The 22875-nt window shown below is 37.8% G+C and carries 27 protein-coding genes; 26 read left to right on the top strand and 1 reads right to left on the bottom strand.

What is annotated here, in order from left to right; translation table 11 throughout:
• Positions 1–45 precede the first annotated feature (45 nt).
• From der to ndk, 12 genes are all read left to right on the top strand, one after another.
• The gene (gene der, locus MKY09_RS10855; protein WP_169359585.1) at positions 46–1356 is read left to right on the top strand and encodes a ribosome biogenesis GTPase Der; all 1311 of its coding nucleotides are present in this window, start codon (positions 46–48) and stop codon (positions 1354–1356) included.
• Between the two features lie 20 nt (positions 1357–1376).
• Complete coding sequence (locus MKY09_RS10850) at positions 1377–2396, top strand: NAD(P)H-dependent glycerol-3-phosphate dehydrogenase (RefSeq protein ID WP_169359584.1); 1020 nt, start codon at positions 1377–1379, stop codon at positions 2394–2396.
• A gap of 100 nt (positions 2397–2496) precedes the next feature.
• Entirely contained in the window at positions 2497–2685 is a 189-nt protein-coding gene (locus MKY09_RS10845; protein ID WP_169359605.1) for a DUF2768 domain-containing protein, read from the top strand.
• Between the two features lie 13 nt (positions 2686–2698).
• Entirely contained in the window at positions 2699–3406 is a 708-nt protein-coding gene (locus MKY09_RS10840; RefSeq protein ID WP_169359583.1) for a hypothetical protein, read from the top strand.
• An 80-nt stretch (positions 3407–3486) separates the two neighbouring features.
• Entirely contained in the window at positions 3487–4965 is a 1479-nt protein-coding gene (gene spoIVA / locus MKY09_RS10835; RefSeq protein WP_169359582.1) for a stage IV sporulation protein A, read from the top strand.
• A gap of 174 nt (positions 4966–5139) precedes the next feature.
• A complete protein-coding gene (locus MKY09_RS10830; RefSeq protein ID WP_169359581.1) occupies positions 5140–5412 on the top strand; it encodes an HU family DNA-binding protein in 273 nt (90 codons plus the stop codon).
• 173 nt (positions 5413–5585) lie between these two features.
• A complete protein-coding gene (gene folE, locus MKY09_RS10825) occupies positions 5586–6155 on the top strand; it encodes a GTP cyclohydrolase I FolE (protein WP_169359580.1) in 570 nt (189 codons plus the stop codon).
• Positions 6156–6222: 67 nt separating this feature from the next.
• Positions 6223–6444, top strand: a complete 222-nt coding sequence (gene mtrB, locus MKY09_RS10820; protein WP_169359579.1) for a trp RNA-binding attenuation protein MtrB — start codon at positions 6223–6225, stop codon at positions 6442–6444.
• Positions 6445–6532: 88 nt separating this feature from the next.
• The gene (locus MKY09_RS10815; RefSeq protein ID WP_169359578.1) at positions 6533–7282 is read left to right on the top strand and encodes a heptaprenyl diphosphate synthase component 1; all 750 of its coding nucleotides are present in this window, start codon (positions 6533–6535) and stop codon (positions 7280–7282) included.
• A gap of 15 nt (positions 7283–7297) precedes the next feature.
• Entirely contained in the window at positions 7298–8002 is a 705-nt protein-coding gene (locus MKY09_RS10810; protein ID WP_169359577.1) for a demethylmenaquinone methyltransferase, read from the top strand.
• Between the two features lie 20 nt (positions 8003–8022).
• Positions 8023–8997: a heptaprenyl diphosphate synthase component II gene (gene hepT / locus MKY09_RS10805; RefSeq protein WP_251555926.1), complete on the top strand. Its 975-nt coding sequence runs from the start codon at positions 8023–8025 to the stop codon at positions 8995–8997.
• Between the two features lie 80 nt (positions 8998–9077).
• Positions 9078–9524 carry a nucleoside-diphosphate kinase gene (gene ndk / locus MKY09_RS10800; protein ID WP_169359576.1) on the top strand — a complete coding sequence of 149 codons (447 nt, stop codon included), beginning with the start codon at positions 9078–9080 and terminating at the stop codon, positions 9522–9524.
• 256 nt (positions 9525–9780) lie between these two features.
• On the opposite strand, the gene MKY09_RS10795 is transcribed toward ndk, so the two are convergent.
• Positions 9781–10083, bottom strand: coding sequence for a hypothetical protein (locus tag MKY09_RS10795; protein WP_340883712.1), 303 nt, complete (start codon positions 10081–10083; stop codon positions 9781–9783).
• Positions 10084–10491: 408 nt separating this feature from the next.
• Between MKY09_RS10795 and MKY09_RS10790 the strand changes: the two genes are divergently transcribed.
• From MKY09_RS10790 to MKY09_RS10725, 14 genes are all read left to right on the top strand, one after another.
• Positions 10492–11262: a protein-glutamate O-methyltransferase CheR gene (locus MKY09_RS10790; protein WP_251555924.1), complete on the top strand. Its 771-nt coding sequence runs from the start codon at positions 10492–10494 to the stop codon at positions 11260–11262.
• A 147-nt stretch (positions 11263–11409) separates the two neighbouring features.
• Positions 11410–12591: a chorismate synthase gene (aroC, locus tag MKY09_RS10785; RefSeq protein ID WP_169359573.1), complete on the top strand. Its 1182-nt coding sequence runs from the start codon at positions 11410–11412 to the stop codon at positions 12589–12591.
• Positions 12592–12594: 3 nt separating this feature from the next.
• The gene (aroB, locus tag MKY09_RS10780) at positions 12595–13683 is read left to right on the top strand and encodes a 3-dehydroquinate synthase (RefSeq protein WP_251555922.1); all 1089 of its coding nucleotides are present in this window, start codon (positions 12595–12597) and stop codon (positions 13681–13683) included.
• Positions 13684–14052, top strand: a complete 369-nt coding sequence (gene aroH / locus MKY09_RS10775; RefSeq protein WP_169359571.1) for a chorismate mutase — start codon at positions 13684–13686, stop codon at positions 14050–14052.
• A 19-nt stretch (positions 14053–14071) separates the two neighbouring features.
• Positions 14072–15172 carry a histidinol-phosphate transaminase gene (hisC, locus tag MKY09_RS10770; RefSeq protein WP_169359570.1) on the top strand — a complete coding sequence of 367 codons (1101 nt, stop codon included), beginning with the start codon at positions 14072–14074 and terminating at the stop codon, positions 15170–15172.
• The gene (locus MKY09_RS10765) at positions 15173–16270 is read left to right on the top strand and encodes a prephenate dehydrogenase (protein WP_169359569.1); all 1098 of its coding nucleotides are present in this window, start codon (positions 15173–15175) and stop codon (positions 16268–16270) included.
• 13 nt (positions 16271–16283) lie between these two features.
• The gene (aroA, locus tag MKY09_RS10760; RefSeq protein WP_251555921.1) at positions 16284–17573 is read left to right on the top strand and encodes a 3-phosphoshikimate 1-carboxyvinyltransferase; all 1290 of its coding nucleotides are present in this window, start codon (positions 16284–16286) and stop codon (positions 17571–17573) included.
• 98 nt (positions 17574–17671) lie between these two features.
• Positions 17672–18916: a tetratricopeptide repeat protein gene (locus MKY09_RS10755; RefSeq protein ID WP_251555917.1), complete on the top strand. Its 1245-nt coding sequence runs from the start codon at positions 17672–17674 to the stop codon at positions 18914–18916.
• A gap of 20 nt (positions 18917–18936) precedes the next feature.
• Entirely contained in the window at positions 18937–19488 is a 552-nt protein-coding gene (locus tag MKY09_RS10750; RefSeq protein WP_169359567.1) for a ReoY family proteolytic degradation factor, read from the top strand.
• Positions 19489–19498: 10 nt separating this feature from the next.
• On the top strand, positions 19499–19945 hold the full coding sequence (locus MKY09_RS10745; protein WP_169359566.1) for a DUF2487 family protein: 447 nt from the start codon (positions 19499–19501) through the stop codon (positions 19943–19945).
• Between the two features lie 157 nt (positions 19946–20102).
• Positions 20103–20606 carry a ubiquinol-cytochrome c reductase iron-sulfur subunit gene (locus MKY09_RS10740; protein WP_169359565.1) on the top strand — a complete coding sequence of 168 codons (504 nt, stop codon included), beginning with the start codon at positions 20103–20105 and terminating at the stop codon, positions 20604–20606.
• A gap of 20 nt (positions 20607–20626) precedes the next feature.
• Positions 20627–21301 (top strand): cytochrome b6, encoded by a 675-nt coding sequence (locus MKY09_RS10735; protein WP_144536871.1) that lies wholly within the window; start codon positions 20627–20629, stop codon positions 21299–21301.
• A 41-nt stretch (positions 21302–21342) separates the two neighbouring features.
• The gene (locus MKY09_RS10730; protein ID WP_251555914.1) at positions 21343–22122 is read left to right on the top strand and encodes a menaquinol-cytochrome c reductase cytochrome b/c subunit; all 780 of its coding nucleotides are present in this window, start codon (positions 21343–21345) and stop codon (positions 22120–22122) included.
• A gap of 132 nt (positions 22123–22254) precedes the next feature.
• Positions 22255–22842, top strand: a complete 588-nt coding sequence (locus tag MKY09_RS10725; RefSeq protein ID WP_251555911.1) for a DUF1405 domain-containing protein — start codon at positions 22255–22257, stop codon at positions 22840–22842.
• Positions 22843–22875 lie beyond the last annotated feature (33 nt).

The raw sequence follows: 22875 nt of genomic DNA, 5'->3' as shown, positions 1-22875 counted from the left end.
GTTGTATAATACAGTTTAGACGAAGTTTGGAAGGATGTAATATTAATGACAAAACCAGTAGTAGCAATTGTTGGTAGACCTAATGTAGGTAAATCGACTATATTTAATCGAATTGTAGGAGAACGTGTATCCATTGTGGAAGATATCCCAGGTGTAACGCGTGATCGTATATATAGCTCAGCAGATTGGCTTACACATGAATTCAACATCATTGATACAGGTGGAATTGAATTGAGCGACGAGCCATTTCTAGAGCAAATCAAACAACAGGCTGAAATCGCTATGGATGAGGCAGATGTAATCATCTTCCTAACAAATGGTCGTGAGGGTGTGACAGCAGCAGATGAATACGTTGCTAAAATACTTTATAAAACAAAGAAGCCGGTTGTATTGGCGGTCAATAAAATTGATAATCCAGATATGCGCGAAATGATTTTCGACTTTTATGCCCTAGGATTAGGCGAACCATACCCTATTTCAGGTTCACATGGTCTAGGTCTAGGAGATTTGCTCGATGAAGTCGCTAAAAACTTCCCAGATATGGATGAACAGGAATACGGTGAAGAGGTTATTAAGTTTTCTCTTATCGGACGTCCAAATGTAGGGAAATCATCTTTAATCAATGCATTCTTAGGGCACGAGCGAGTCATCGTAAGTGAAATTGCGGGAACTACAAGAGATGCTATCGATACAGAGTACTCATTCGATGATCAAGATTATGTAATGATTGATACTGCTGGTATGCGTAAAAAGGGTAAAGTGTATGAGACAACTGAAAAGTATTCTGTACTTCGTGCATTAAAGGCAATTGAACGCTCAGACGTTGTTTTAGTTGTTCTAAATGCAGAAGAAGGCATTCAAGAGCAGGATAAGAAAATCGCTGGTTACGCTCATGAAGGCGGTAAAGCAGTTATTATTGTGATGAATAAATGGGATGCCATTGAAAAAAATGATAAGACGATGAGTGAAATGACTAAAAAGATTCGTGAGCATTTCCAATTTTTAGATTATGCACCAATCGTATTTGTATCAGCAAAAACAAAACAACGTGTAAATTCTTTATTCCCAGTTATCAATCAAGTAAGTGAAAACCATGCAATGCGCGTTACATCTTCCGTTCTAAACGAGGTAGTAGAAGATGCAGTAGCAAGAAACCCTGCTCCAACAGATAAAGGGAAAAGATTGCGTATTTACTATGCTACTCAAGTGGCCATTAAACCGCCTACTTTTGTTGTATTTGTTAATGAACCGGAATTAATGCACTTCTCTTATGAGAGATTTTTAGAAAATCGCATTCGTGAATCATTCGATTTTGAAGGCACGCCTATAAGAATTATTACTCGTGCTAGAACATAATTAGCAAAGGGGGCTTAAAGATGACAAATGTAACCGTTCTTGGAGCAGGTAGTTGGGGAACAGCTTTAGCGATGGTTCTTGCGCATAATTCTCATGATTGCCTTCTCTGGTCACACAGAGAAACTCAAACCGAGGAAATAAACCAGAATCATACCAATAAAAAATACTTGCCGGATACGATACTGCCTGAAAATCTTAAAGCTACAAGCGATTTAACTCAAGCAATAGAGCATGCATCTATTATTGTTTTAGCAGTACCTACAAAGGCAATTAGAGAAGTTTGTCAGGATATTGTAAAGCTGATGGAAAACAAAAAGCTTTTAGTGCATGTTTCGAAAGGAATCGAACCTGATTCCTTAAAGCGAATATCAGAGATGATTGCTGAGGAAGTTCCTGAATCTATGGTAGAGGGTATTGTAGTATTATCTGGCCCTAGCCACGCCGAGGAAGTAGTTTTACAGCATCCAACTACGATTACGGTGGCTAGTGATAATATGATGGCTGCAGAAAAAGTACAAGATCTATTTATGAATAATTACTTCCGTGTCTATACTAATGATGATGTCATTGGAGTAGAAATAGGGGCTGCCTTAAAAAATGTCATCGCATTGGCCGCTGGTATTGTAGATGGGCTTGGTTATGGTGATAATGCTAAAGCTGCACTTATAACTAGAGGTTTAGCTGAAATCTCAAGACTTGGTATAAGTCTAGGTGCCAAGCCGTACACTTTCTCTGGTCTGACAGGAATGGGTGATTTAATAGCAACGTGTACAAGTGTACATTCCCGTAACTGGAGAGCCGGTAACCTACTCGGTAAAGGCTCTAGCTTAGATGAGGTGCTAGAAGAAGTAGGTATGATAGTGGAAGGCGTTAGGACGACAAAAGCAGCGTTTCAGCTTGCACAGAAGCAATCTATTGATATGCCTATTACCGCTGCATTACATTCTGTTCTGTTTGAGCAGGTACATCCAAAACAAGCAGTTGATTCCCTAATGCATCGTACAAAGAAGAATGAACTGGAAGATTATAAGACGTTTTAAAAATTGTCATAAAAAAGAGTTGTATAAAAAAGCAACTCTTTTTTCATGTGATATACTATTTTCATGAAAGGTGGGGGAACAGTTGCTATTAGTCTCTTCAATGGACAAAATGTGGATATCCTTTGGTTCTATGGGATGCATGTTTATGGCCATGTTACTTATGTTTTTTGTAAAAACAAAAATCCAAAACAGATTCATAAAGTTTATATTTGGTCTGGTTGCATACATATTGCTTTTCATTGGTTTTATCACAATGGTTTATATCATTTTCAATCCAACAAAAGCCTAGTAAGGAGATTCGAATGAAAAAACTATTACTAACTGCTATTTCTATAACAACACTCGTCTTAGGTGGTTGTGGTTTTAAAGGCGGCTATGAGCCAGAAAACCTATTACCTTATGAAGATCAGCTTAATTCCGTACAGACTGCAGTTGAAAGCTTCCAAGAAGCCTCAGGTGGCTTGCTGCCTATCAAAACACGTGAGCAAGAAACAGATCAATATATAAAATATCCGATAGATTTTAAGAAAATTGTTCCGAACTATCTTGGGAAAGCTCCTGCTAACTCGTATGAAACAGGTGGGATTTATCAATATGTCTTAATGGACGTAGAGGAAAACCCAACTGTAAAGTTGGTAGACTTACGAATTGCAGATACTTTGCGAGATATTAACTATCGCAAAGGGATAAACGGCTATGGTCCTATCGCTGAGACGATTGTAGAAGGTGTTTATAAGCTAGATTTTAAAAAGATGGGTTATAAAGACGAAATTACCGTTCAAAGCCCTTATTCAGACACTCTGCTTCCTCTAGTAGCGACGGGCGATGGAAAAGTATATGTGGACTATTCTATTGAGCTTTATCGTTTGCTTCAAGAGACAGAGGTTGACGTCAAGCCAGGTGATGATATTCGTTTTTTAATAACGGATAACTTTGCGATCGTCCCTGCGTATTCATTGCCTTATACGGTTGATGAAAATAACGAACCTATTTTTATGATAAACAAATAACTTATAAGAAACGTTTCATGCTCTATGCATGAAACGTTTTTTTCGTGCATATATTAAATTGCGAAGAAAGGAGAATACCGATGTCTAGCAAACTGTATGAACAAATAGCAGAAAGAACAAATGGTGATGTGTACCTTGGTGTAGTAGGTCCAGTTAGGGTAGGTAAATCTACGTTTGTAAAAAGAGTAATGGAGCTAGTTGTATTACCGAATATTGTTGACGAATCAGAAAGATTAAGAGCACAAGACGAACTTCCACAAAGCTCTCCTGGAAACGTCATTATGACAGCAGAACCTAAATTTGTTCCTGCTCATGGTACGAATGTATACTTGGGTGACGAGCAGCTTCGATTACAAATTAGATTAGTAGATTGCGTAGGGTACATGATTGATGGCATTAAAACCCATTCTGGAGAAGAAGGGCAGAAGCTGGTCCATACTCCTTGGCATACGGAAGCAATTCCGTTTGAGGAAGCTGCAAGAATTGGAACTGATAAGGTTATTCGGGATCATTCTACTATTGGCATTGTGATTACAACGGATGGTTCTGTCAATAATATTCCTAGGGTAGCAGCAGAAAAAGCAGAAGATGAAATTATAGGTCAGTTAAAGGAAATTGGAAAGCCATTTGTTATTGTCGTTAACAGCAAAACGCCAGGTCATTTAGAAACTCTTCATTTGTGCGAAGAACTTCAAAAAACTCATGAAGTACCTGTAATTCCGGTTGCTGTGGATAGAATGACAGCAGAGGAAATTCAGTACATACTACAACAGGCGCTATATGAATTTCCGATAACGGACATTGAATTGATGAAGCCTGATTGGACAGATGTACTTGAGCCAGATCATTTTGTTAACAATCAAATTACTACTTCCTTACAAGAATGGCTGCAAATTGTCTCCAAAATGAGAGACGTGAAGGAGCTTGCAGAAAAATTTAAGGAAGTCCCATTTATCAAGTCTGCAGAGGTTATAGAGGCAGATCCTGGTAGAGGGTCTGCTTGTATTCAAATAGATTTAAAACCTGAAGTATTTCAAGAGGTTTGTGATGAATGGCTTGATGAGCCAATTACTTCTAAAAAAGACTGGTTATTGTTTGTTAAGGAAGCGTCTACAGCTAAAAAGACATATCATCGGTTTGCGGATGCGCTAGAAGCAGCAAATACGACAGGATATGGTGTGTCACTTCCATCCATTCAGGATTTCCAACCTACTGCACCAGAAATTATTAAACAAAATAATTTCTTTGGAGTCAGCTTAAAAGCTAAGGCTTCTTCGCTTCATATCATTCGAGTGGATATGGAAGCAGAATTTGCTCCGCTTTTAGGGTCAGAATTCCACAGTCAGCAGCTTTTAAAAGACTTAAAGCATGGATTCTTACATGATAGAGATGCACTTTGGTCAACGCAGGTTTTTGGAACGTCTCTGTTAGAGGTTATGAAGGAAAGTATACGGTATAAAACGGAAAGTGTAAGTCAGGTTGCTAAGAAAAGAATGCGCCAAACAATTGAAAGAATGGTAAATGAGGGAGACCGTGGAATGGTTACCTTTATTCTATAAAATACGGATTTGGACTTTTTGTGCCTATGCAAAAAGTCCTTTTCTTTGTTTTTTTTACGTTCTTTTTAAGGAAAGTTGCCTAAACACGGATAAATAGTGTTGCGAAGGCATTTCTGTTGTGATACTCTTTTTACAGGATTGATGCTTATCTTCCTTTGAGAGGAGGTGAATAGTATGAATAAAACAGAATTAGTGAACTCTGTTGCAGAGGCTGCAGAATTATCGAAAAAAGACGCAACTAAAGCAGTTGAGGCTGTATTTGAATCAATTCAAACTGCTCTTGCAGATGGTGAAAAAGTTCAATTGATCGGTTTTGGTAACTTTGAGGTTCGTGAACGTGCTGCACGTAAAGGACGTAATCCACAAACAGGTAAAGAAATCGATATCGCTGCTAGCAAGGTGCCTGCTTTCAAACCAGGTAAAGCACTTAAAGATGCTGTAAAATAATGGTGTCGTAGTACATAGAACGGTTACTGTGAAGCTTGCTTCATAGTAGCCGTTCTTTTCAATTTATTATATAATAAAAATTTGTTGCCTGAAGTGAAATTAATTTCCTATATTCATTTCATATGCTAAGATACATACGACATATTATGCAGTTTTTTCTGGGGGGTCAGCAGATGACGAAGGTCGATCTGAAAAAAATAGAAAATGCAGTAACAATGATTTTAGAAGCGGTAGGAGAAGATCCTAATCGAGAAGGGTTATTGGATACTCCAAAAAGAGTTTCTAAAATGTATGCTGAGATGTTTGAAGGACTACACCAAGATCCAAAAGAACATTTCAAGACAGTTTTTCATGAAGAGCATGAGGAATTAGTTTTAGTAAAAGATATACCTTTTTTCTCCATGTGCGAACATCACCTTGTTCCTTTTTACGGTAAGGCACATGTTGCATACATACCTAGAGATGGCGTTGTAACCGGCCTAAGTAAACTCGCTAGAGCCGTGGAAGTTACAGCAAGAAAGCCACAGCTTCAAGAAAGAATCACTTCCACGATTGCTAATGATATTATGGAAATGATTAACCCTCATGGAGTCTATGTCGTGATAGAGGCAGAGCATATGTGCATGACCATGCGCGGGATTAAAAAGCCTGGTGCCAAGACCGTTACTTCTGTAGCAAGAGGTATCTATGAAACAGACGATATAAAGCGCTCAGAGGTTTTATCATTTATCCAAATGAAATAACTCCTTTTGAGGTTCGATGAGAATATGGTATGATGAATTTAGATTATGAACAAAGGAGACTATTGTAATGTCTAGTTCAGATTTTATCGTTATAAAGGCAGAGGAAGACGGAGTACAAGTGATCGGTTTAACCCGAGGTACGGATACAAAATTCCATCATTCTGAAAAGCTTGATACAGGTGAAGTGATGATTGCTCAATTTACAGAGCATACATCTGCTATGAAGATAAGAGGCAAAGCTTCCATTCATACAGACAACGGTATTATTAAAAGTGAATCTAAGAAATAAATAATTTAAAAGGCCAATAATCGCGAGTTAAATTATATATGTCGTGACAGACTAATGCTAACTGCGATTGGGAAATGGAGTAAAGTGTATGAATGAATCTTTGATAAAACATCATTTAGAAAAATACAAAAGAGATATTCTCATGCAAATACAACATAATACTCTGTTAAAATATGCAGGAATGCCTGTTATCGACGAAGAACGTTTGTTCTTTACGCTTTTACCCATGCTAAATGGAGAACAGTGGGATGACTCAAATAATCAAGCGACCATTGCTGTCTCATTGATTTTTGCAGCTCTTGCAGCTCACGATTTAGTCAAGGAGCAAAATGCGACCACCAAAGAGCAACAATTACAAGTATTGGCGGGAGATTATTACAGTGGAAAATATTATCAGCTGCTGGCGAAGGGAAAGCAGCTAGAGCTGATTCAAATTTTTTCTGCTGGAGTCTCATCTATCACAGAGCACAAAACAAAATTTTATGACCACCTAGCTTATCCTTTCGAAGACCTTATTCAGTCTATACAGCTGATAGAAAGTAAGCCAATCGAGCAATTCATGGAATACTTTTCGTATCATGAATATATCTTTATCATGAAGGAAGCATTACTCCTTATAGCCTTAAGAAGAGAGTTACATGCCTTTGAAAACAGGGAAGAAACATTCTATATCCGAAATTCCTTCCTGTTGCAGACAAAGATCGATTTGCTTCGTGAGGAAATAGAAACGGTAGAAAATAATTTGGTGCGGGAAGTGCGATACTCCACTATATTAAAAGAAAACGTAAAGCATGCTATTTTAGAGCGAGTAACCGAACAAGCTATAAAGAGCAGTTGAGAGAAGGTTTAACAGATGGGAAAAACAAAAGAACAACATGTCCACGAGGTTTTTGAGAAGATTTCCACGAACTATGATTCTATGAATTCTGTCATAAGCTTTCAGCAACATAAAAGCTGGCGGGGCGACACGATGAAAGCTATGCAGGTCAAAGAAGGAAGCAGTGCATTAGACGTTTGTTGTGGCACGGCTGACTGGACGATCGCTTTAGCAAAGGCTGCTGGTCCTACTGGTACAGTTAAAGGATTAGACTTCAGTCAAAATATGTTAAATGTAGGAAAAGAAAAAGTGAAAGATATACCACAAATTGAATTGATTCATGGTAATGCAATGGAGCTGCCTTTTGAGGATAATACATTCGACTATGTAACAATTGGATTTGGCTTGCGAAATGTTCCCGACTATAAACAAGTGCTACAGGAGATGAACCGAGTAGCTAAACCGGGTGGCATGATTGTTTGTTTAGAAACCTCTCAGCCAGATTCCAAGCTCTTTAATGCAGGATTCCGCTTTTACTTTAGATACATTATGCCAGTTTTCGGAAAGCTTTTTGCTAAGAGTTATAAAGAATATTCTTGGTTACAAGAGTCCGCAAAAGAATTTCCAAATAGAGCTGAGCTAACTCAGTTATTTGAAACAGTAGGAATGGTTAACGTGAGTAGTAAACCATACAGTGGTGGTGCAGCTGCCCGACATATTGGCTATAAGAAAGATTTTTAAGTAGGGGAAGGTTTGTTTCTGTGGATAAGATGAGATTAAAAATGCTTTATTCCGATCTAAAATCGGATTTAGAAGTCATTGAAAATGAATTAGCAGCAGCTGTGAATTCTTCCTCCCACTTATTGAATGAGGCCTCGCTTCATTTGTTGCTCGCAGGGGGAAAAAGAATCCGCCCTGTATTTGTACTGCTTTCAGCTAAATTTGGCGACTATTCTATAGAGTCTATTAAGCAGGTTGCTGTTTCTGTCGAGTTGATACACATGGCTTCCTTGGTCCATGATGACGTGATTGACGATGCTGAAACTAGAAGAGGCCGAGAAACTGTTAAGTCTCAATGGAACAATCGAGTAGCTATGTATACAGGTGACTTTCTTTTCGCTAAGGCTATTGAATACATAACAGCAGTAAAAAATACATATGCTCATGAGGTTCTCTCTAATACGATGGTCGAGCTTTGTATTGGGGAGATAATACAAATTGAGGACAAGGGATTTGTTGATCAGACGGTCCGGGACTATTTAAGAAGAATTAAAAGAAAGACAGCAATCCTCATCTCAGCCAGCTGTGAACTGGGTGCAATTTCTTCAGGTGCCGATGAAAAGACTATTAAGCATCTTAAGAGATTTGGTTACTATGTAGGAATGTCTTTCCAGATTATCGATGATATCCTCGATTTCACTTCCACTGAGGAGGAGTTAGGTAAACCAGCTGGAGGAGACTTACTTCAAGGTAATATTACTTTACCAGTGATATACTCAAAAAATGATCCAGCTATCTATCCGTTATTGAAAAGGGTTTTCGATGGTGATATCGAAGAGAAAGATATGGAATTGCTGCTTAAAGAGATTCGACAATCGGAAGGTATTAAACGAGCAAAACAAGTAAGTAATATGTATTTGCAAAAGGCTTTACATGAGGTGAAACAGCTTCCGTCAAATTCTGCAAAGAAATCCTTGCAAAATGTCGCATTATTTATGAGTAAACGTAACTTTTAATTGAAATTAACTGGCTGTAATGATAGTATTTTTAACGGTGGAGAAATAAAATCCATTTTATATTTGAAGGAGTGTTCATAATGGAAAAAACATTTTTAATGGTAAAACCTGACGGCGTACAACGTAACCTAATCGGTGAAATCGTTAGTCGTTTCGAGAAAAAAGGATTCCAATTAGTTGGAGCAAAATTAATGCAAATTCCTACTGAATTAGCAGAACAACATTATGGTGAGCACAAAGAGCGTCCGTTCTTCGGAGAACTTGTAGAATTCATCACTTCTGGACCAGTTTTTGCAATGGTTTGGGAAGGGGAAAATGTTATCTCTACAGCTCGTTTAATGATGGGTGCTACTAACCCTAAAGAGTCTGCTCCAGGAACAATTCGTGGAGATTTCGCAGTAACTGTTGGTAAAAACATTATCCACGGTTCGGATTCATCTGAAAGCGCTGAACGTGAAATTGGCTTATTCTTCAAACAAGAAGAATTAGTTTCTTACGCTAAAGATGCTAACAACTGGATTAACTAATTAAAAAAACAAAGCTATTCTCTGCTAAGGAGATGGCTTAGACTGTAGATAAACTTAATTTAAGTTTATCTACAGTCTTTTTTTTAGGCTAAATTAACTCATTGGAGAATGATAGGGGTAGATTTAACAATTTACAAAAAAGGAGCTAGAAAATGCAACTTCTAGCTCCTTGTAGTTTTATTTAAAATCCCCTCTCTTTTAAATAACGGACAGCTTTAATTCAAATAATTAAATACTTCATTAAAGTAAAGACCTCTTATTTGTTAAGGAAGCTTAGTACAGGAGGGAAGAGTAACAGAATAATGGCAGTTAAAATCAGTATGATATAAATCAATTTCGGTAGTTTTTCTCCATCTTTTCCTCTATTCCTGCTATTAAATAGTAACTTACCTCTAGTAAACACCAGAAGTAGAATAAGAATAGAGACATAAGGTGTCCAACCATACTTTTCAATATCAATGTTCATCTCTTCATAGATACCACCCCAAAAAATTACCCAATTCAAACTAATGAAAAGGAGTATTACAAAAATTAGGGTTGAATTTAAAAGGCTTTTCATTGAATTCTCCTAACTAATATCTATTTTTTCATTTTTATCCTTTATTTCAAAAAGCTGATTCATTATTTTAAGTTTAGCATTTCACAACAAAAAACACTCCAAGAAAATTCACTCCTCTTATGAAAGAACTCGATTTTCCAGAGAGGTTTTTATGTTTTATAGCGTATGGATAGACATTTTTTAATATTTGTTCTCTGATAAAGCGTTTACTTCCTGCAGCAGGTTGTCTGTGCCTATAGTCCTCATGCGGTTATTCCTTAGGTGACTCACGCTTTGCTTTGGATTATTTGTAATACATATATAAAGTATATGCGTAAATGTTCACATTTCTCTGTTTTTTTGCTGTATTCGAAATGACTATATTGCGATATACTTTATAGATAGGCTGGTGGAAGGGAACGATATTATTTGCAAGATTACATAAAGTTTGTAGAGTCTATTAAAAAGAAAACTGGCATCGATTTAGCTCTGTATAAAGAAGCTCAAATGAAACGACGCCTGACATCTTTATATGAAAAGAAGGGATATAAAAATTTTGTTTCTTTCTTTGAGGCGATTGACACGGACCGAGATCTTCTAAATGAATTCCTCGACCGAATGACAATCAATGTGTCTGAGTTTTATCGAAATAGCAAGAGGTGGGAAGTATTACAACAAAAAATTTTTCCAAAGCTACTAGCTGATAACAAGAGGCTTAAAATATGGAGTGCAGCATGTTCTACAGGTGAAGAACCATATACTACAGCAATGGTATTGTCTAATCATCTACCGATTAGCCAAATTTCTATTCTAGCAACGGATATTGACGAAAATGCTATTCAAAGAGCAAAGGTAGGAATCTATCCGGAACGATCGTTAGCAGAGGTTCCCTTAGATATGAAAAATAAATATTTTGAGAAGCAAGCGCCTTTTTATAAAATTGACGACACCATTAAAAGAACTGTTTCTTTTAAAAAGCATAATCTTTTATTGGATACATACGAGAGAAATCTCGATTTAATCATTTGCCGTAACGTAATGATTTATTTTACAGAAGAAGCTAAGGATCAGATTTATCAAAACTTTAGCAAGTCGCTACGTCCTGGCGGAATCCTTTTTGTTGGAAGCACAGAACAAATTTTTAATCCTACCAAGTACGATTTTGTAACAGAGGATACGTTTTTCTACCGGAAAATGTAGAACGAATTTGATTGGTAAGTGATTTTAATTTGTCGATTTTTAATGAGGAACTGTCCGCTAAAAAACGGACAGTTTTTCTTCTATACTCTAAGTAAATATGATATAGTTGAAAACAAATACTTTAGCGAGTTGAAGGGGGAAAGCGTTATGCGTTATTTAACAGCAGGTGAATCACATGGTCCACAGCTTACTGCAATCATTGAAGGGTTACCAGCACAATTAGATATCACAAGTGAAAAGATAAATAAAGAACTAAAAAGACGTCAAGGTGGACATGGTCGAGGAAGACGCATGCAAATAGAAAAAGACACAGTAGCAATTACAGCGGGAGTGCGACATGGTAAATCATTAGGATCTCCAGTTTGTCTAGTAGTAAATAATGATGATTGGAAACATTGGACTCATATTATGGGAATAGAGCCACTAGATGAGGACATGAATCCAGATGAAATAAAAAGAAAGATAACACGACCTCGTCCAGGACATGCCGATCTCGTTGGAGGTATGAAATATGGACATCGTGACCTACGAAACGTATTGGAGCGATCCTCTGCGAGGGAAACTACGGTCCGAGTGGCTGTGGGAGCTGTTGCAAAGCAACTATTAAACGAACTAGGCATTTCTATCGTTGCTCATGTAACGAAAATAGGTGGCATTGAAGCTAACCTGAATTTAGCTGAAGGTATGACAATAGATGATATACGTGAAAAAGTGGAGAACGACCCTGTCTACTGTTTAGATTCTGAAGCGTCATTGAAAATGGTAGAAGCTATTGACCAAGCTAAAAAAGCTGGTGACACGATAGGCGGAGTGGTAGAGGTCATCATTACGGGAATGCCTGCCGGTGTGGGAAGCTACGTTCACTATGACCGTAAGCTAGACGGAAAGCTTGCAATGGCAATGCTTAGCATCAATGCATTTAAGGGTGTTGAGGTTGGCTTAGGGTTTGAAATGGCTAACTTATTTGGCAGCCAAGTGCATGACCAAATTTCTTGGAATGAAGAAGATGGTTACATTCGAGATACGAATAGGCTCGGTGGTATCGAAGGTGGTATGTCTACTGGTATGCCGATTGTAATTAGAGGGGTTATGAAGCCTATCCCAACCTTATATAAACCTTTACAAAGTGTAGATATTGATACCAAAGAACCTTTTAAAGCTAGTATTGAACGTTCCGATAGCTGTGCAGTACCCGCAGCATCTGTTGTGGCAGAAAATGTTATTGCATGGGAGATAGCTTCTGCAATATTAGATACGTTTAAAGCAGATCAAATGGAAGTACTGAAATCAGATATTCAGAAACATAGAGCGTATACAAAGGGGTTTTAAGCCATGATTATCCCAGTAAAAACGAATGCATCTAATTATGAGGTTCATTTAGGTGAGAACATTTTGGAGGATTTCTCTAAAAGAAACAAAAAGACACTCGAAAATTATGATCAGTTAATCATGATTAGTGATGAAAATGTATGGAATCTGCATGAAAGTTATGTAAGAAAAAACTTTACTGCGCCATTTAACCTGTTCCTTGTTCCATCTGGTGAGTCATGTAAAACATTTGAATCCTATTTTAATGTACAATCCTTTCTATTACAGAACGGTGCATCCCGAAATTCAGCTATATTTGCCTTAGGGGGAGGGGCTGTAGGCGATTTGACCGGATTTGTTGCGGCTACGTTTATGAGGGGAATAGACTTTTATCAAATACCAACTACTATTTTAGCTCATGATAGCTCGGTTGGTGGTAAAACCGCTATTAATCACCCTCTAGGAAAGAACATGATAGGGGCTTTCTATCAGCCACAGGAAGTTATTTATGATGTTCATTTTTTGAAATCTCTACCTCTTTCAGAAGTTAAATCGGGAATGGCTGAAGTGATTAAGCATTCCCTCATTAGCGACAGTGAGTGGGTTGAAGAATTTTTCCAAATCACTTCATTAAGCAATTTGGAAAAAGACCAATTATTACAGTGGATAAATAAAGGCATCCGTGTGAAAGCAAAAATTGTGGAAATGGATGAAAAAGAAAGCAACTTTCGCAAATATTTAAATTTTGGACATACATATGGTCACGCAGTTGAAGCTGCAATTGGGTATGGAAAGATCTCTCATGGAGAAGCTGTCATGATTGGCATGATTCCTGCTCTATTGCTTAGTGAGAAGTATGGGCAACTCCCTAAAGGCTTTGCTAAAAGGTTTTATTCATTAGCTAATAGGTTGGAATATAATTTTGAGCAGATTTTAGATTGTCCGTTTGAGCAATTGGCAGCCTACATGCAAAAAGATAAAAAAACTATAAATAAGCAATTGCATTTTGCATTGCTTGAAACTATAGGCAAGCCATTTATACAGGTAGTACCGGTAGATGCAGTAAGACTGTGTGATGAAGAATTACGACAATGGATTAGGGAGGGGAAATAAGTGATAAGAGGCATTAGAGGAGCAACAACAGTCAATGCAGATTCTAATGAAGAGGTTCTTCAGGAAACGTCCCGTCTTGCTTTAGAAATGGCGAAGGCAAACGATATTGAACCAGAGTCGATTGCTTCTGTCATTATAAGTACTACATCGGATATTACATCTGCATTTCCAGCAAGAGCAGTTCGAGAAATAAGTGGGTGGGCATACGTCCCTGTTATGTGTACGCACGAAATGAATGTTCCAGGTGCGCTTGAGAAATGTATACGGCTAATGATACACGTTAACACCGTTAAATCACAAAAGGAAATACAGCACATATATTTAAACAAGGCAGTTCAATTGAGACCAGATTTATTAAAAAGATCATAATAGAATTGGGGTAAATAGGATGAAATTTAAAAAACAAATTGCTGGATTGCAAGCATACCAACCTGGAAAAACAATGGATGAAGTGAAGAAGGCATTTAATCTAGAAACAGTTACAAAGCTAGCCTCTAATGAAAATCCATATGGTGCTTCACCAAAAGTAAAGGAATTTCTCACAAATGCTTCTATAGATTTTGCTTTATACCCAGATGGATATGCTTCTAGACTTCGTACAGCAGTTGCTAATCATTTGAATGTTTCGGAGAAGCAGTTGTTATTTGGTAATGGCTCAGATGAGAATATTTTAATTGTTTCTAGAGCTATGCTTGAGCCTGGCTTAAATACTATTATGGCAGATTTAACTTTTGGTCAATACAAACACAATGCTATAGTTGAAGGCGCTGAAACTAGAACTGTTCCATTGACTGTGGATGGAGAACATGATTTAGAGCAGATGCTAGCAGCTATCGATGAAAATACAGCTATTGTATGGATTTGTAATCCGAATAATCCTACAGGGACATTAACTCCAAGTGATAAAATTAAGGCATTTGTGGAGCAAGCCCCAAGAGACGTGTTAATCGTCTTAGATGAGGCATACACCGAATATATTACGGACCCCAACTATGAAGATTCTATTTCGTTAATAGAAAATCATCCGAATGTCTTAGTAATGCGTACTTTCTCTAAAGCGTATGGGCTAGCTAGCTTCCGCGTTGGTTATGCTGTTGGATCCGAGGAAGTAATTAGCCAGTTAGAGCCGACAAGAGAGCCATTCAACAATACAGTTATATCACAGGAAGCAGCCATTCTTGGATTGAGCGATCAGCAATTTATTGCAGAATGTAAGAAGAAAAACAACGATGGAAAGTCTCAGTTTGAAGCATATTGTAATGAGCGTAATCTTCATTTTTATCCATCTCAAACAAACTTCATCATGATGGAAGTCAAAGCAGACAGCGACGAAGTTTTTCAAGGGCTCATGCAACGTGGATATATCGTTCGCAGTGGTAATGCTTTAGGTAAACCAGGATACCTGCGTATTACAATTGGGACGAAGGAACAAAACGAGGGGCTACTTCAAAAACTTGATGAAGTGTTGACTGAGTTAGGAGTAGTTTAAATGAATAAGAACATCCTGATAATAGGGCTTGGTCTTATTGGGGGCTCTCTTGCACTTGGGTTAAAGAGGAGAGACGATTTAACAATTGTAGGCTATGATTCTAATGCCAAATCTCTTGAAACCGCGAAAAAGCTAGGGGTTATAGATGAGATTGCTTCTAATATGGAGGAAGCTGCGAAGCATGCGGATATCATTATATTCGCTACTCCAGTAAGCATCACGATAGAGCTTATGAAACTCCTTCCAGACTGGGAACTAAAAAACAATGTGATTATAACCGACACAGGCAGCACCAAAAATGAAATAATGAATGCCGCTCTAAACTTGAAGCACCATGGAATCACTTTTATCGGAGGACACCCGATGGCTGGCTCCCACAAGAGTGGAGTAGGAGCGGCACGGGCCTACTTGTTTGAGAACGCTTATTATTTGTTAACTCCCTTTGTTGATGAACCAATAGAGAACGTTAATAGATTAAAAGAGTTATTACTAGTAACGAAGGCGAAGATAATCGAGATAAGTGCACATGAGCACGATCATATGACTGCTACTGTAAGTCACTTTCCTCATTTAATTGCAGCCTCTTTAGTTCATCAATTATCGGCAGAGAATAAGAGCTATCCTTTTACGAGACAGCTCGCAGCTGGAGGATTTCGCGATATCACAAGAATTGCCTCTTCCAATCCCGTCATGTGGCGAGATATAACGATGCAAAATCGTGAAGAAATCAGTAAGCAGCTTCAGCAATGGACCGAGGAAATGCTTCGTTTAAAGCATCTAATAGATGGGGCCGATGAAACAGAAATTGAAGCTTATTTTGCTCAGGCTAAACAAGTCCGAGACGAACTCCCAGTAGCGCAAGGTGCTTTATATACAGTGTATGACCTGTATGTGGATATCCCTGACTATGCGGGGGTTATCGCCGAAGTTATTGGTTATTTAGCGAAAGAGCATATAAGCATTACAAACTTGCGCATTGTCGAAACTAGAGAAGATGTGTTTGGTATTTTGGTTATTAGTTTTCAAACAATGGAGGACCGAGCACAGGCAGTTCGATGTATTGCTGCACATACATCATTTGAGACTTATATTGCGTAGGGAGGAATTAACTATGACAGTTAAACTTTTAAACTTTGGTAAGCCTTCCTTACAAGGAAGCATTAAAATACCAGGAGATAAATCAGTCTCCCACCGTTCGATTATGTTTGGGGCTATTGCGGAAGGAACAACAACGGTAGAGGGGTTTCTACAAAGTGACGATTGCCTAAGTACGATTGATTGTTTCGGCAAGCTTGGTGTAGATATTAAGGTAGACGGTGAGCATGTGCAAATCGATAGCCAGGGGATTTCTACTTGGAAGGAACCTGATGAAATTTTATATACAGGGAATTCAGGTACAACGACTCGTCTAATGCTTGGGATTCTAGCAGGCTCTAGTATTTCTTCTGTGTTAATAGGCGACGAGTCTATTCAAAAACGACCAATGAAGCGAGTCACAGAGCCGCTCAAGCAAATGGGGGCCAAGCTAATAGGTCGAGCGAATGGACAATACACCCCTATTGCCGTAGAGGGGACAACCCTAAAAGCGATTCATTATAAAATGCCTGTAGCCAGTGCTCAAGTGAAATCTGCTATATTGCTAGCTGCTCTAAATTCAGAAGGAGAGACTGTTGTAGAAGAGCTAGAAACCACTCGAGATCATACAGAAAAGATGCTCAAGCATTTCGGAGCAGAAATTTCAGTAAAAGACAATGTAATTAGCCTTCAGGGTGGACAAAAGCTAACAGGAGCACACGTTGTAGTCCCTGGTGATATTTCTTCTGCAGCATTTTTCTTAGTTGCTGGGGCTATCGCTTTAGATAGTAAGCTTGTGCTAACTAATGTTGGGTTGAACGAAACCCGTACAGGAATTATAGATGTGCTAAAAGCAATGGGTGCCACATTAACTATTGAGACACAAAATAATGCAAGTCACGAGCCAATCGGTACGTTGACGATAGAAACTTCTAATTTAGTAGGAACTGAAATTGGCGGAGATCTCATTCCAAGGTTAATAGATGAGATACCAGTAATAGCACTTCTTGCCACACAAGCTAAAGGTAAAACAATTATTAAAAACGCGGAGGAGTTAAAGGTAAAAGAAACTAATCGTATTGATGCCGTGGTCAATGAACTGAGAAAGCTTGGAGCGAATATTAATCCAACAGAAGATGGAATGGTCATTGAGGGGCCAACTCCATTGCATGGTGGCGAACTTTCTACATACGGAGATCATCGTATTGGAATGATGGCAGCTATTGCTGCGTTAGTAACCGATGGTATAGTTTCAATTGATAATCAGGAATGTATAGCCGTTTCCTATCCAAATTTCTTTGAACACTTAGAAAATGTCATAAAATAAATAAATTTCCCATACTCTCCTGATCAAGGAGAGTCTTTTTCTTGTTCAACCTTCAAAGTTCTTGTACGATTAAATAGTAGAGAAGGAATGGTGATGTTATGGAAAAAATGATTCCCTTTATCCGAGTTATGGAGGATGGAGATATAGAAAAGCTTGATGGCATGGTAGATGCTTTCTTACTAGAGGAAAATCCTGACGAGCAGTATGGATTAGCAGACTTATTAACAGAATATGGTTTTATACAAGAGGCAATAAAAACGTTAGAGCATTTAAACTTTTTATTTCCAGAGGAAGACCAACTGAAAATAGACCTCGCACAATTATTTTTAGAATTGAATAAAGAGGACGATGCTTTGGAAATGCTAAGTAATATAGAGAAGAACAGCGAGTCCTATCCACAGGCCTTACTTACATTAGCTGATTATTATCAAATGATTGGTTTATATGAGGTTGCCGAACATAAAATAGAAGAAGCAATCGCTCTATTACCGGGAGAGCCACTTTTGCAATATGCAAAAGGAGAACTTTTATTTGAAACTGGACGGTATTTAGAGGCTGCGAGACTTATGGAAGATCTTTTAGCTTCTAAAAGTGAGCTGCAAGGAGTGGATCTTTCATTAAAAATAGCTGAAATCTATAGTGCTGGAGCAGCGTATGAAGAGGCTATCCCTTATTATACAGAGGCCCTTCAAAAGGAAGCTGCACCAGAGGTTCTTTTTCAGGCAGGATATGCATTTTTCCAAGTTAGACAGTATGAAACGGCTGCAAAACATTTAAATCATCTTTTAGAAATAGACCCAGATTTCTTCTCTGGCTATATGCTTTTAGCGGAAACATACGCTATGCTTGAAAAGAATGAGGAAGCACTGAGTGCTATTACAGATGGAATCGCTAGAGATGAATTTGAAAAAGAATATTATTTATTTGCAGGTAAAATTTCTCTAAAATTGGGTAGAGTGAAAGAAGCAGAAGGTTTTCTTCAGGAAGCAATCGCATTAGACCCTGAGTACATGGATGCTATTTACATACTTTCTTCCTTGTTCTCCCAGGAGGAAATGGATGAGGAGTTAATTGACCTCTATGAAACCTTAAAGCAAGAGCAATTTGAGATGTCTTCTATGTATCCCCTTTTAGCCTCAGCATATGAGCGGTTAGAAATGTATGAAAAAGCATACGAATTTTATAAGCTTGCATATACTGAACATAAAGAGGATGCAGCATTTTTGGAAAAGTACTTATACTTCCTTTTAGAAGATGGTAAACGTGAAGAAGCAAGAGAAATTATTTTGATATTACAAGAGCTTCAGCCAGAAAACAGTGAATGGTTTGACATGATGGAATAATGATAGGAAGGAGAGGTTATGTGACTGCTTCTGTTTCAGTTGGTGAGAAAAAAGAATTTGTCCGTTGGTTTCTGAAAAAGTATCAAATGAAGAGAAGAGAATGTGTGTGGATTTTAAATTACTTAATAAGCCACGAAACAATGTTGAACAATGTACACTTTGTGGAGGAAGCCCATTATTGTCCAAGAGCTATGATTATGTCTGTTACTACATCCTCCGGAATACCTTTTAGATTTTATAAAGGTAGTATCATGACAGCAGATGCTGAAAAATCTTTTCACGATCTTCGCTTAAACCCAGATGAAGAGATGTATATACAATTGAACTTTCAAACACTGCCCCCAAGTCCCGAGTATTTAGCAGTATTAGAAGAAAACCCGTATATGCCCAAATATCTGCATATTAGTGAAAAAGATAAGCTAATTGCAGAGGATATTTTAACCGAAAGCTTGCAATCTTTTCAGGCCGAACAACTAAAAAAACAGATTGATCAAGCAATTGATGATAATAATAAAGAAAAGTTTCTCGAACTTTCCGCACTATGGAAAAATCTACCGTATAGAGAAAAATAGGAGAGATAACATGCATTGGAACGGAAAAGATAGCACAGTTTTTCAAGCACAAAAAGAATATATTGACACAGCGATAGTCCCACTTATATTAATAGATGGTTCAGAGCATGGATTTCCATTTGCTGCCTCAGCTGCAGATTTTACTTTGTCGCTAGCAAATACAATTGAAAATCAGTTCAAAGGAAGGATCGTTTTATTTCCTTCCTTCTCTTATACAGGATCTCAGGACAAGCTATCATTATTGGAGGCTTGGAATGAAGAATTTAAAAAAGCTGGATTTAAACATATCTTTTACGTTACTTCTGACAGAGAGTGGAGTACAATGGGAGAGGAACAAAATGTCCTGTGGTTCCCATCAATACCACTTGATTCCATGGATCAAAAAATGAAATTATCCGTATTGGAGGATCAATTAAGACAATTAATCCCTCGTTTTGCGAATAAGTGGGCGAATTAGTGACAATATGTTTCATTATTTGTTCACAAAGTTCATAATTCGTAGCAGGAATTATTGACCTTCCTTTTTTATTGATATATCATTGAAATGTCCTAGTATTATTAATTCAAGCAAGTATGTCCATTGGACTGACCTTTAAGTTAGAGGGGGGAAAAGGATGAGTAACAATAAAGTATCAAGACGCCAATTTTTAAGTTATACATTAACAGGTGTTGGCGGATTCATGGCAGCAGGTATGCTTATGCCAATGGTACGTTTTGCAGTTGATCCTGTATTGCAAAAATCAGAAGGTGGAGATTATGTACTGACTGAGAAGAAGATTGCAGACCTTACTGAGGTTCCTGAACGAGTAGACTTTACTTTCGAGCAGGTAGATGCCTGGTACAAGTCTGATGTAACTAGCGCTGCATGGGTTTACAAAGAAGGAGATAGCATTATTGCATTGTCTCCAGTATGTAAACACTTAGGATGCACAGTTAACTGGGAAGGTGACCCAGCACACAAAAATCAATTTTTCTGTCCATGTCACGCAGGCCGTTACGAGAAAAACGGACAGAATGTTGCAAAAACACCACCTCTAGGTCCGTTGGATCAATTTGAAGTACGTGAAAATAACGGTTTCTTAGAAATTGGAAAAGCTATAACTAACACATTAGTTTAATGTAAGGGGGTACGACATCAGTGCTTAATAAAATCTATGATTGGGTGGATGAACGTCTTGATATTACACCTATATGGCGTGATATTGCAGACCATGAAGTACCAGAACACGTAAACCCTGCACATCATTTCTCAGCATTTGTTTATTGTTTCGGGGGATTAACGTTCTTCATTACAGTTATTCAAATTCTATCTGGTATGTTCTTAACAATGTATTATGTACCGGATATCGAGAATGCATGGGAATCAGTTTACTACCTTCAAAATGAAGTAGCATTCGGTGAAATCGTGCGTGGAATGCATCACTGGGGAGCATCTCTTGTAATTGTTATGATGTTCTTACATACTTTACGTGTATTCTTTACTGGTTCTTACAAAAAACCTCGTGAACTAAACTGGATGGTCGGAGTATTAATCTTCGCTGTTATGTTAGGTTTAGGATTTACAGGTTACCTACTTCCTTGGGACATGAAAGCATTGTTCGCTACAAAAGTAGGTATTGAAATTGCCGCATCTGTACCGGTTATCGGTGGCATGATCAAAACATTATTAGCTGGTGATGAGACAATCATCGGTGCACAAACATTAACAAGATTCTTCGCGATTCATGTATTCTTCTTGCCGGCTGCTCTTTTTGCTTTACTTGCAGCTCACTTTATCATGATTCGTCGTCAAGGTATTTCTGGACCACTATAATGGGTAAGTGGAACAGATAATTCTTAAAAGGAGGGGACAATATGCATCGCGGAAAAGGTTTGAAATTTGTTGGAGATTCTCGTGTAACGGATCCTTCTAGCCGTAAAAAGAAAACTCCTAAAGACTATTCTGAGTATCCAGGTAAAACAGAAGCTTTCTGGCCTGACTTCTTGCTAAAAGAATGGTTAGTCGGAGCAGTATTTTTAGTCGGTTATTTAGTATTGACAGTTGCACATCCATCGCCGTTAGAGCGACCAGCTGATCCAACGGACACAGCTTATATTCCTTTACCTGACTGGTATTTCCTATTTTTATATCAATTATTAAAATACGAATTTGCTTCTGGACCATACAACATCATTGGAGCAATCGTTATGCCAGGTCTTGCTTTCGGAGCACTTTTACTAGTACCATTCTTAGATACAAGCAAGGAAAGAAGCCCATGGAAACGTCCATTACCAACTGGTTTCATGCTTTTAGCTATCGCTTCAATTATTTTCTTAACTTGGGAATCTGTAGCTAACCACGACTGGGAAGCTGCTAAAGCACAAGGTGAAATTAGAGAAGAAGTGGCTGTAGAAATTGATGAAACTGCTCCTGGATTTGAAATATATCAGGGCTCATCATGTATAGGTTGTCACGGTAATGCTTTTGAAGGCGGTATAGGTAAACCACTTATTGGTTTAGAATATACAGCTGAAGAAATCGTTGAAATTGCTCATGAAGGGATTGGAACTATGCCAGGTGGCACATTCCAAGGAACGGAAGAGGAATTACAACAGCTTGCTGAGTTTATCACAACTTTACAACCAGCAGAATAATCCAAAAAAAGAGAGTCAGGTAACTGACTCTCTTTTTTTAGCAATTATTCCTTTAATGAAATTTTACAAATTCTTCACAAAAAATTATAGTTATTCTAGTTATAATAAAATAGGGGAGTATGGGAAATATATATGATGACGCATATAAAATTGTTGCTCTACAATAAATCATTCATGTGGTTGTTATTTTACGTAAACCTAATCGGAACAATTTATGGATATTATTGGTATAATGGCCAATTATCTGTTACTGAAACAAAATTTCTAATATTTGTACCGGATAGTCCAACGGCGAGTCTATTTTTTACACTTGCTCTTTTAGGTTGGCTAATGAATAAAAACTGGAAACTAATAGAAGCTTTAGCGCTTATTACACTTGTGAAATACGGACTATGGGCTGTTGTTATGAATTTATGGACGTTAGTAGAAACTGGAGATATAGGCTGGATGGGCTGGATGCTAGTAGGCTCACATTTTGCTATGGCACTTCAAGCTATTCTATATATTCCTTTTTACCGATTTAAATTTGTCCATATTGTGATCGCAGCCATTTGGACGCTCCACAATGATGTGATAGACTATGTATTTGGTCAAATGCCTACGTATAGAAGCCTAAGTGAGTACGCTAGTAATATAGGCTATTTTACCTTCTGGTTATCGATTGCGTGTATTCTCTTATCGTATGTCGTATATCAGAAAAGGACAAATCGTATCAGTTGATTGCAAGGTAAATAGCATATAAAATATTAATTA

The sequence above is a fragment of the Psychrobacillus sp. FSL K6-4046 genome (assembly GCF_038624605.1).
GTDB lineage: Bacteria > Bacillota > Bacilli > Bacillales_A > Planococcaceae > Psychrobacillus.
The sequence above is the reverse complement of the archived record's forward strand: the minus strand, read 5'-3'. Positions and strand labels throughout refer to the sequence as shown.

Excerpts from the sequence above, each read along its gene's own strand:
- aroC (WP_169359573.1), top strand. The coding sequence starts at position 11,410 with ATGCGTTATTTAACAGCAGGTGAATCACATGGTCCACAGCTTACTGCA.
- MKY09_RS10745 (WP_169359566.1), top strand. The coding sequence starts at position 19,499 with ATGCATTGGAACGGAAAAGATAGCACAGTTTTTCAAGCACAAAAAGAA.
- der (WP_169359585.1), top strand. The coding sequence starts at position 46 with ATGACAAAACCAGTAGTAGCAATTGTTGGTAGACCTAATGTAGGTAAA.
- MKY09_RS10845 (WP_169359605.1), top strand. The coding sequence starts at position 2,497 with ATGGACAAAATGTGGATATCCTTTGGTTCTATGGGATGCATGTTTATG.
- folE (WP_169359580.1), top strand. The coding sequence starts at position 5,586 with ATGACGAAGGTCGATCTGAAAAAAATAGAAAATGCAGTAACAATGATT.
- MKY09_RS10765 (WP_169359569.1), top strand. The coding sequence starts at position 15,173 with ATGAATAAGAACATCCTGATAATAGGGCTTGGTCTTATTGGGGGCTCT.
- aroB (WP_251555922.1), top strand. The coding sequence starts at position 12,595 with ATGATTATCCCAGTAAAAACGAATGCATCTAATTATGAGGTTCATTTA.
- mtrB (WP_169359579.1), top strand. The coding sequence starts at position 6,223 with ATGTCTAGTTCAGATTTTATCGTTATAAAGGCAGAGGAAGACGGAGTA.
- MKY09_RS10830 (WP_169359581.1), top strand. The coding sequence starts at position 5,140 with ATGAATAAAACAGAATTAGTGAACTCTGTTGCAGAGGCTGCAGAATTA.
- MKY09_RS10850 (WP_169359584.1), top strand. The coding sequence starts at position 1,377 with ATGACAAATGTAACCGTTCTTGGAGCAGGTAGTTGGGGAACAGCTTTA.
- MKY09_RS10755 (WP_251555917.1), top strand. The coding sequence starts at position 17,672 with ATGGAAAAAATGATTCCCTTTATCCGAGTTATGGAGGATGGAGATATA.
- ndk (WP_169359576.1), top strand. The coding sequence starts at position 9,078 with ATGGAAAAAACATTTTTAATGGTAAAACCTGACGGCGTACAACGTAAC.
- MKY09_RS10810 (WP_169359577.1), top strand. The coding sequence starts at position 7,298 with ATGGGAAAAACAAAAGAACAACATGTCCACGAGGTTTTTGAGAAGATT.
- MKY09_RS10840 (WP_169359583.1), top strand. The coding sequence starts at position 2,699 with ATGAAAAAACTATTACTAACTGCTATTTCTATAACAACACTCGTCTTA.
- MKY09_RS10815 (WP_169359578.1), top strand. The coding sequence starts at position 6,533 with ATGAATGAATCTTTGATAAAACATCATTTAGAAAAATACAAAAGAGAT.
- aroA (WP_251555921.1), top strand. The coding sequence starts at position 16,284 with ATGACAGTTAAACTTTTAAACTTTGGTAAGCCTTCCTTACAAGGAAGC.
- MKY09_RS10725 (WP_251555911.1), top strand. The coding sequence starts at position 22,255 with ATGATGACGCATATAAAATTGTTGCTCTACAATAAATCATTCATGTGG.
- MKY09_RS10795 (WP_340883712.1), bottom strand. The coding sequence starts at position 10,083 with ATGAAAAGCCTTTTAAATTCAACCCTAATTTTTGTAATACTCCTTTTC.
- spoIVA (WP_169359582.1), top strand. The coding sequence starts at position 3,487 with ATGTCTAGCAAACTGTATGAACAAATAGCAGAAAGAACAAATGGTGAT.
- MKY09_RS10730 (WP_251555914.1), top strand. The coding sequence starts at position 21,343 with ATGCATCGCGGAAAAGGTTTGAAATTTGTTGGAGATTCTCGTGTAACG.
- MKY09_RS10740 (WP_169359565.1), top strand. The coding sequence starts at position 20,103 with ATGAGTAACAATAAAGTATCAAGACGCCAATTTTTAAGTTATACATTA.
- hisC (WP_169359570.1), top strand. The coding sequence starts at position 14,072 with ATGAAATTTAAAAAACAAATTGCTGGATTGCAAGCATACCAACCTGGA.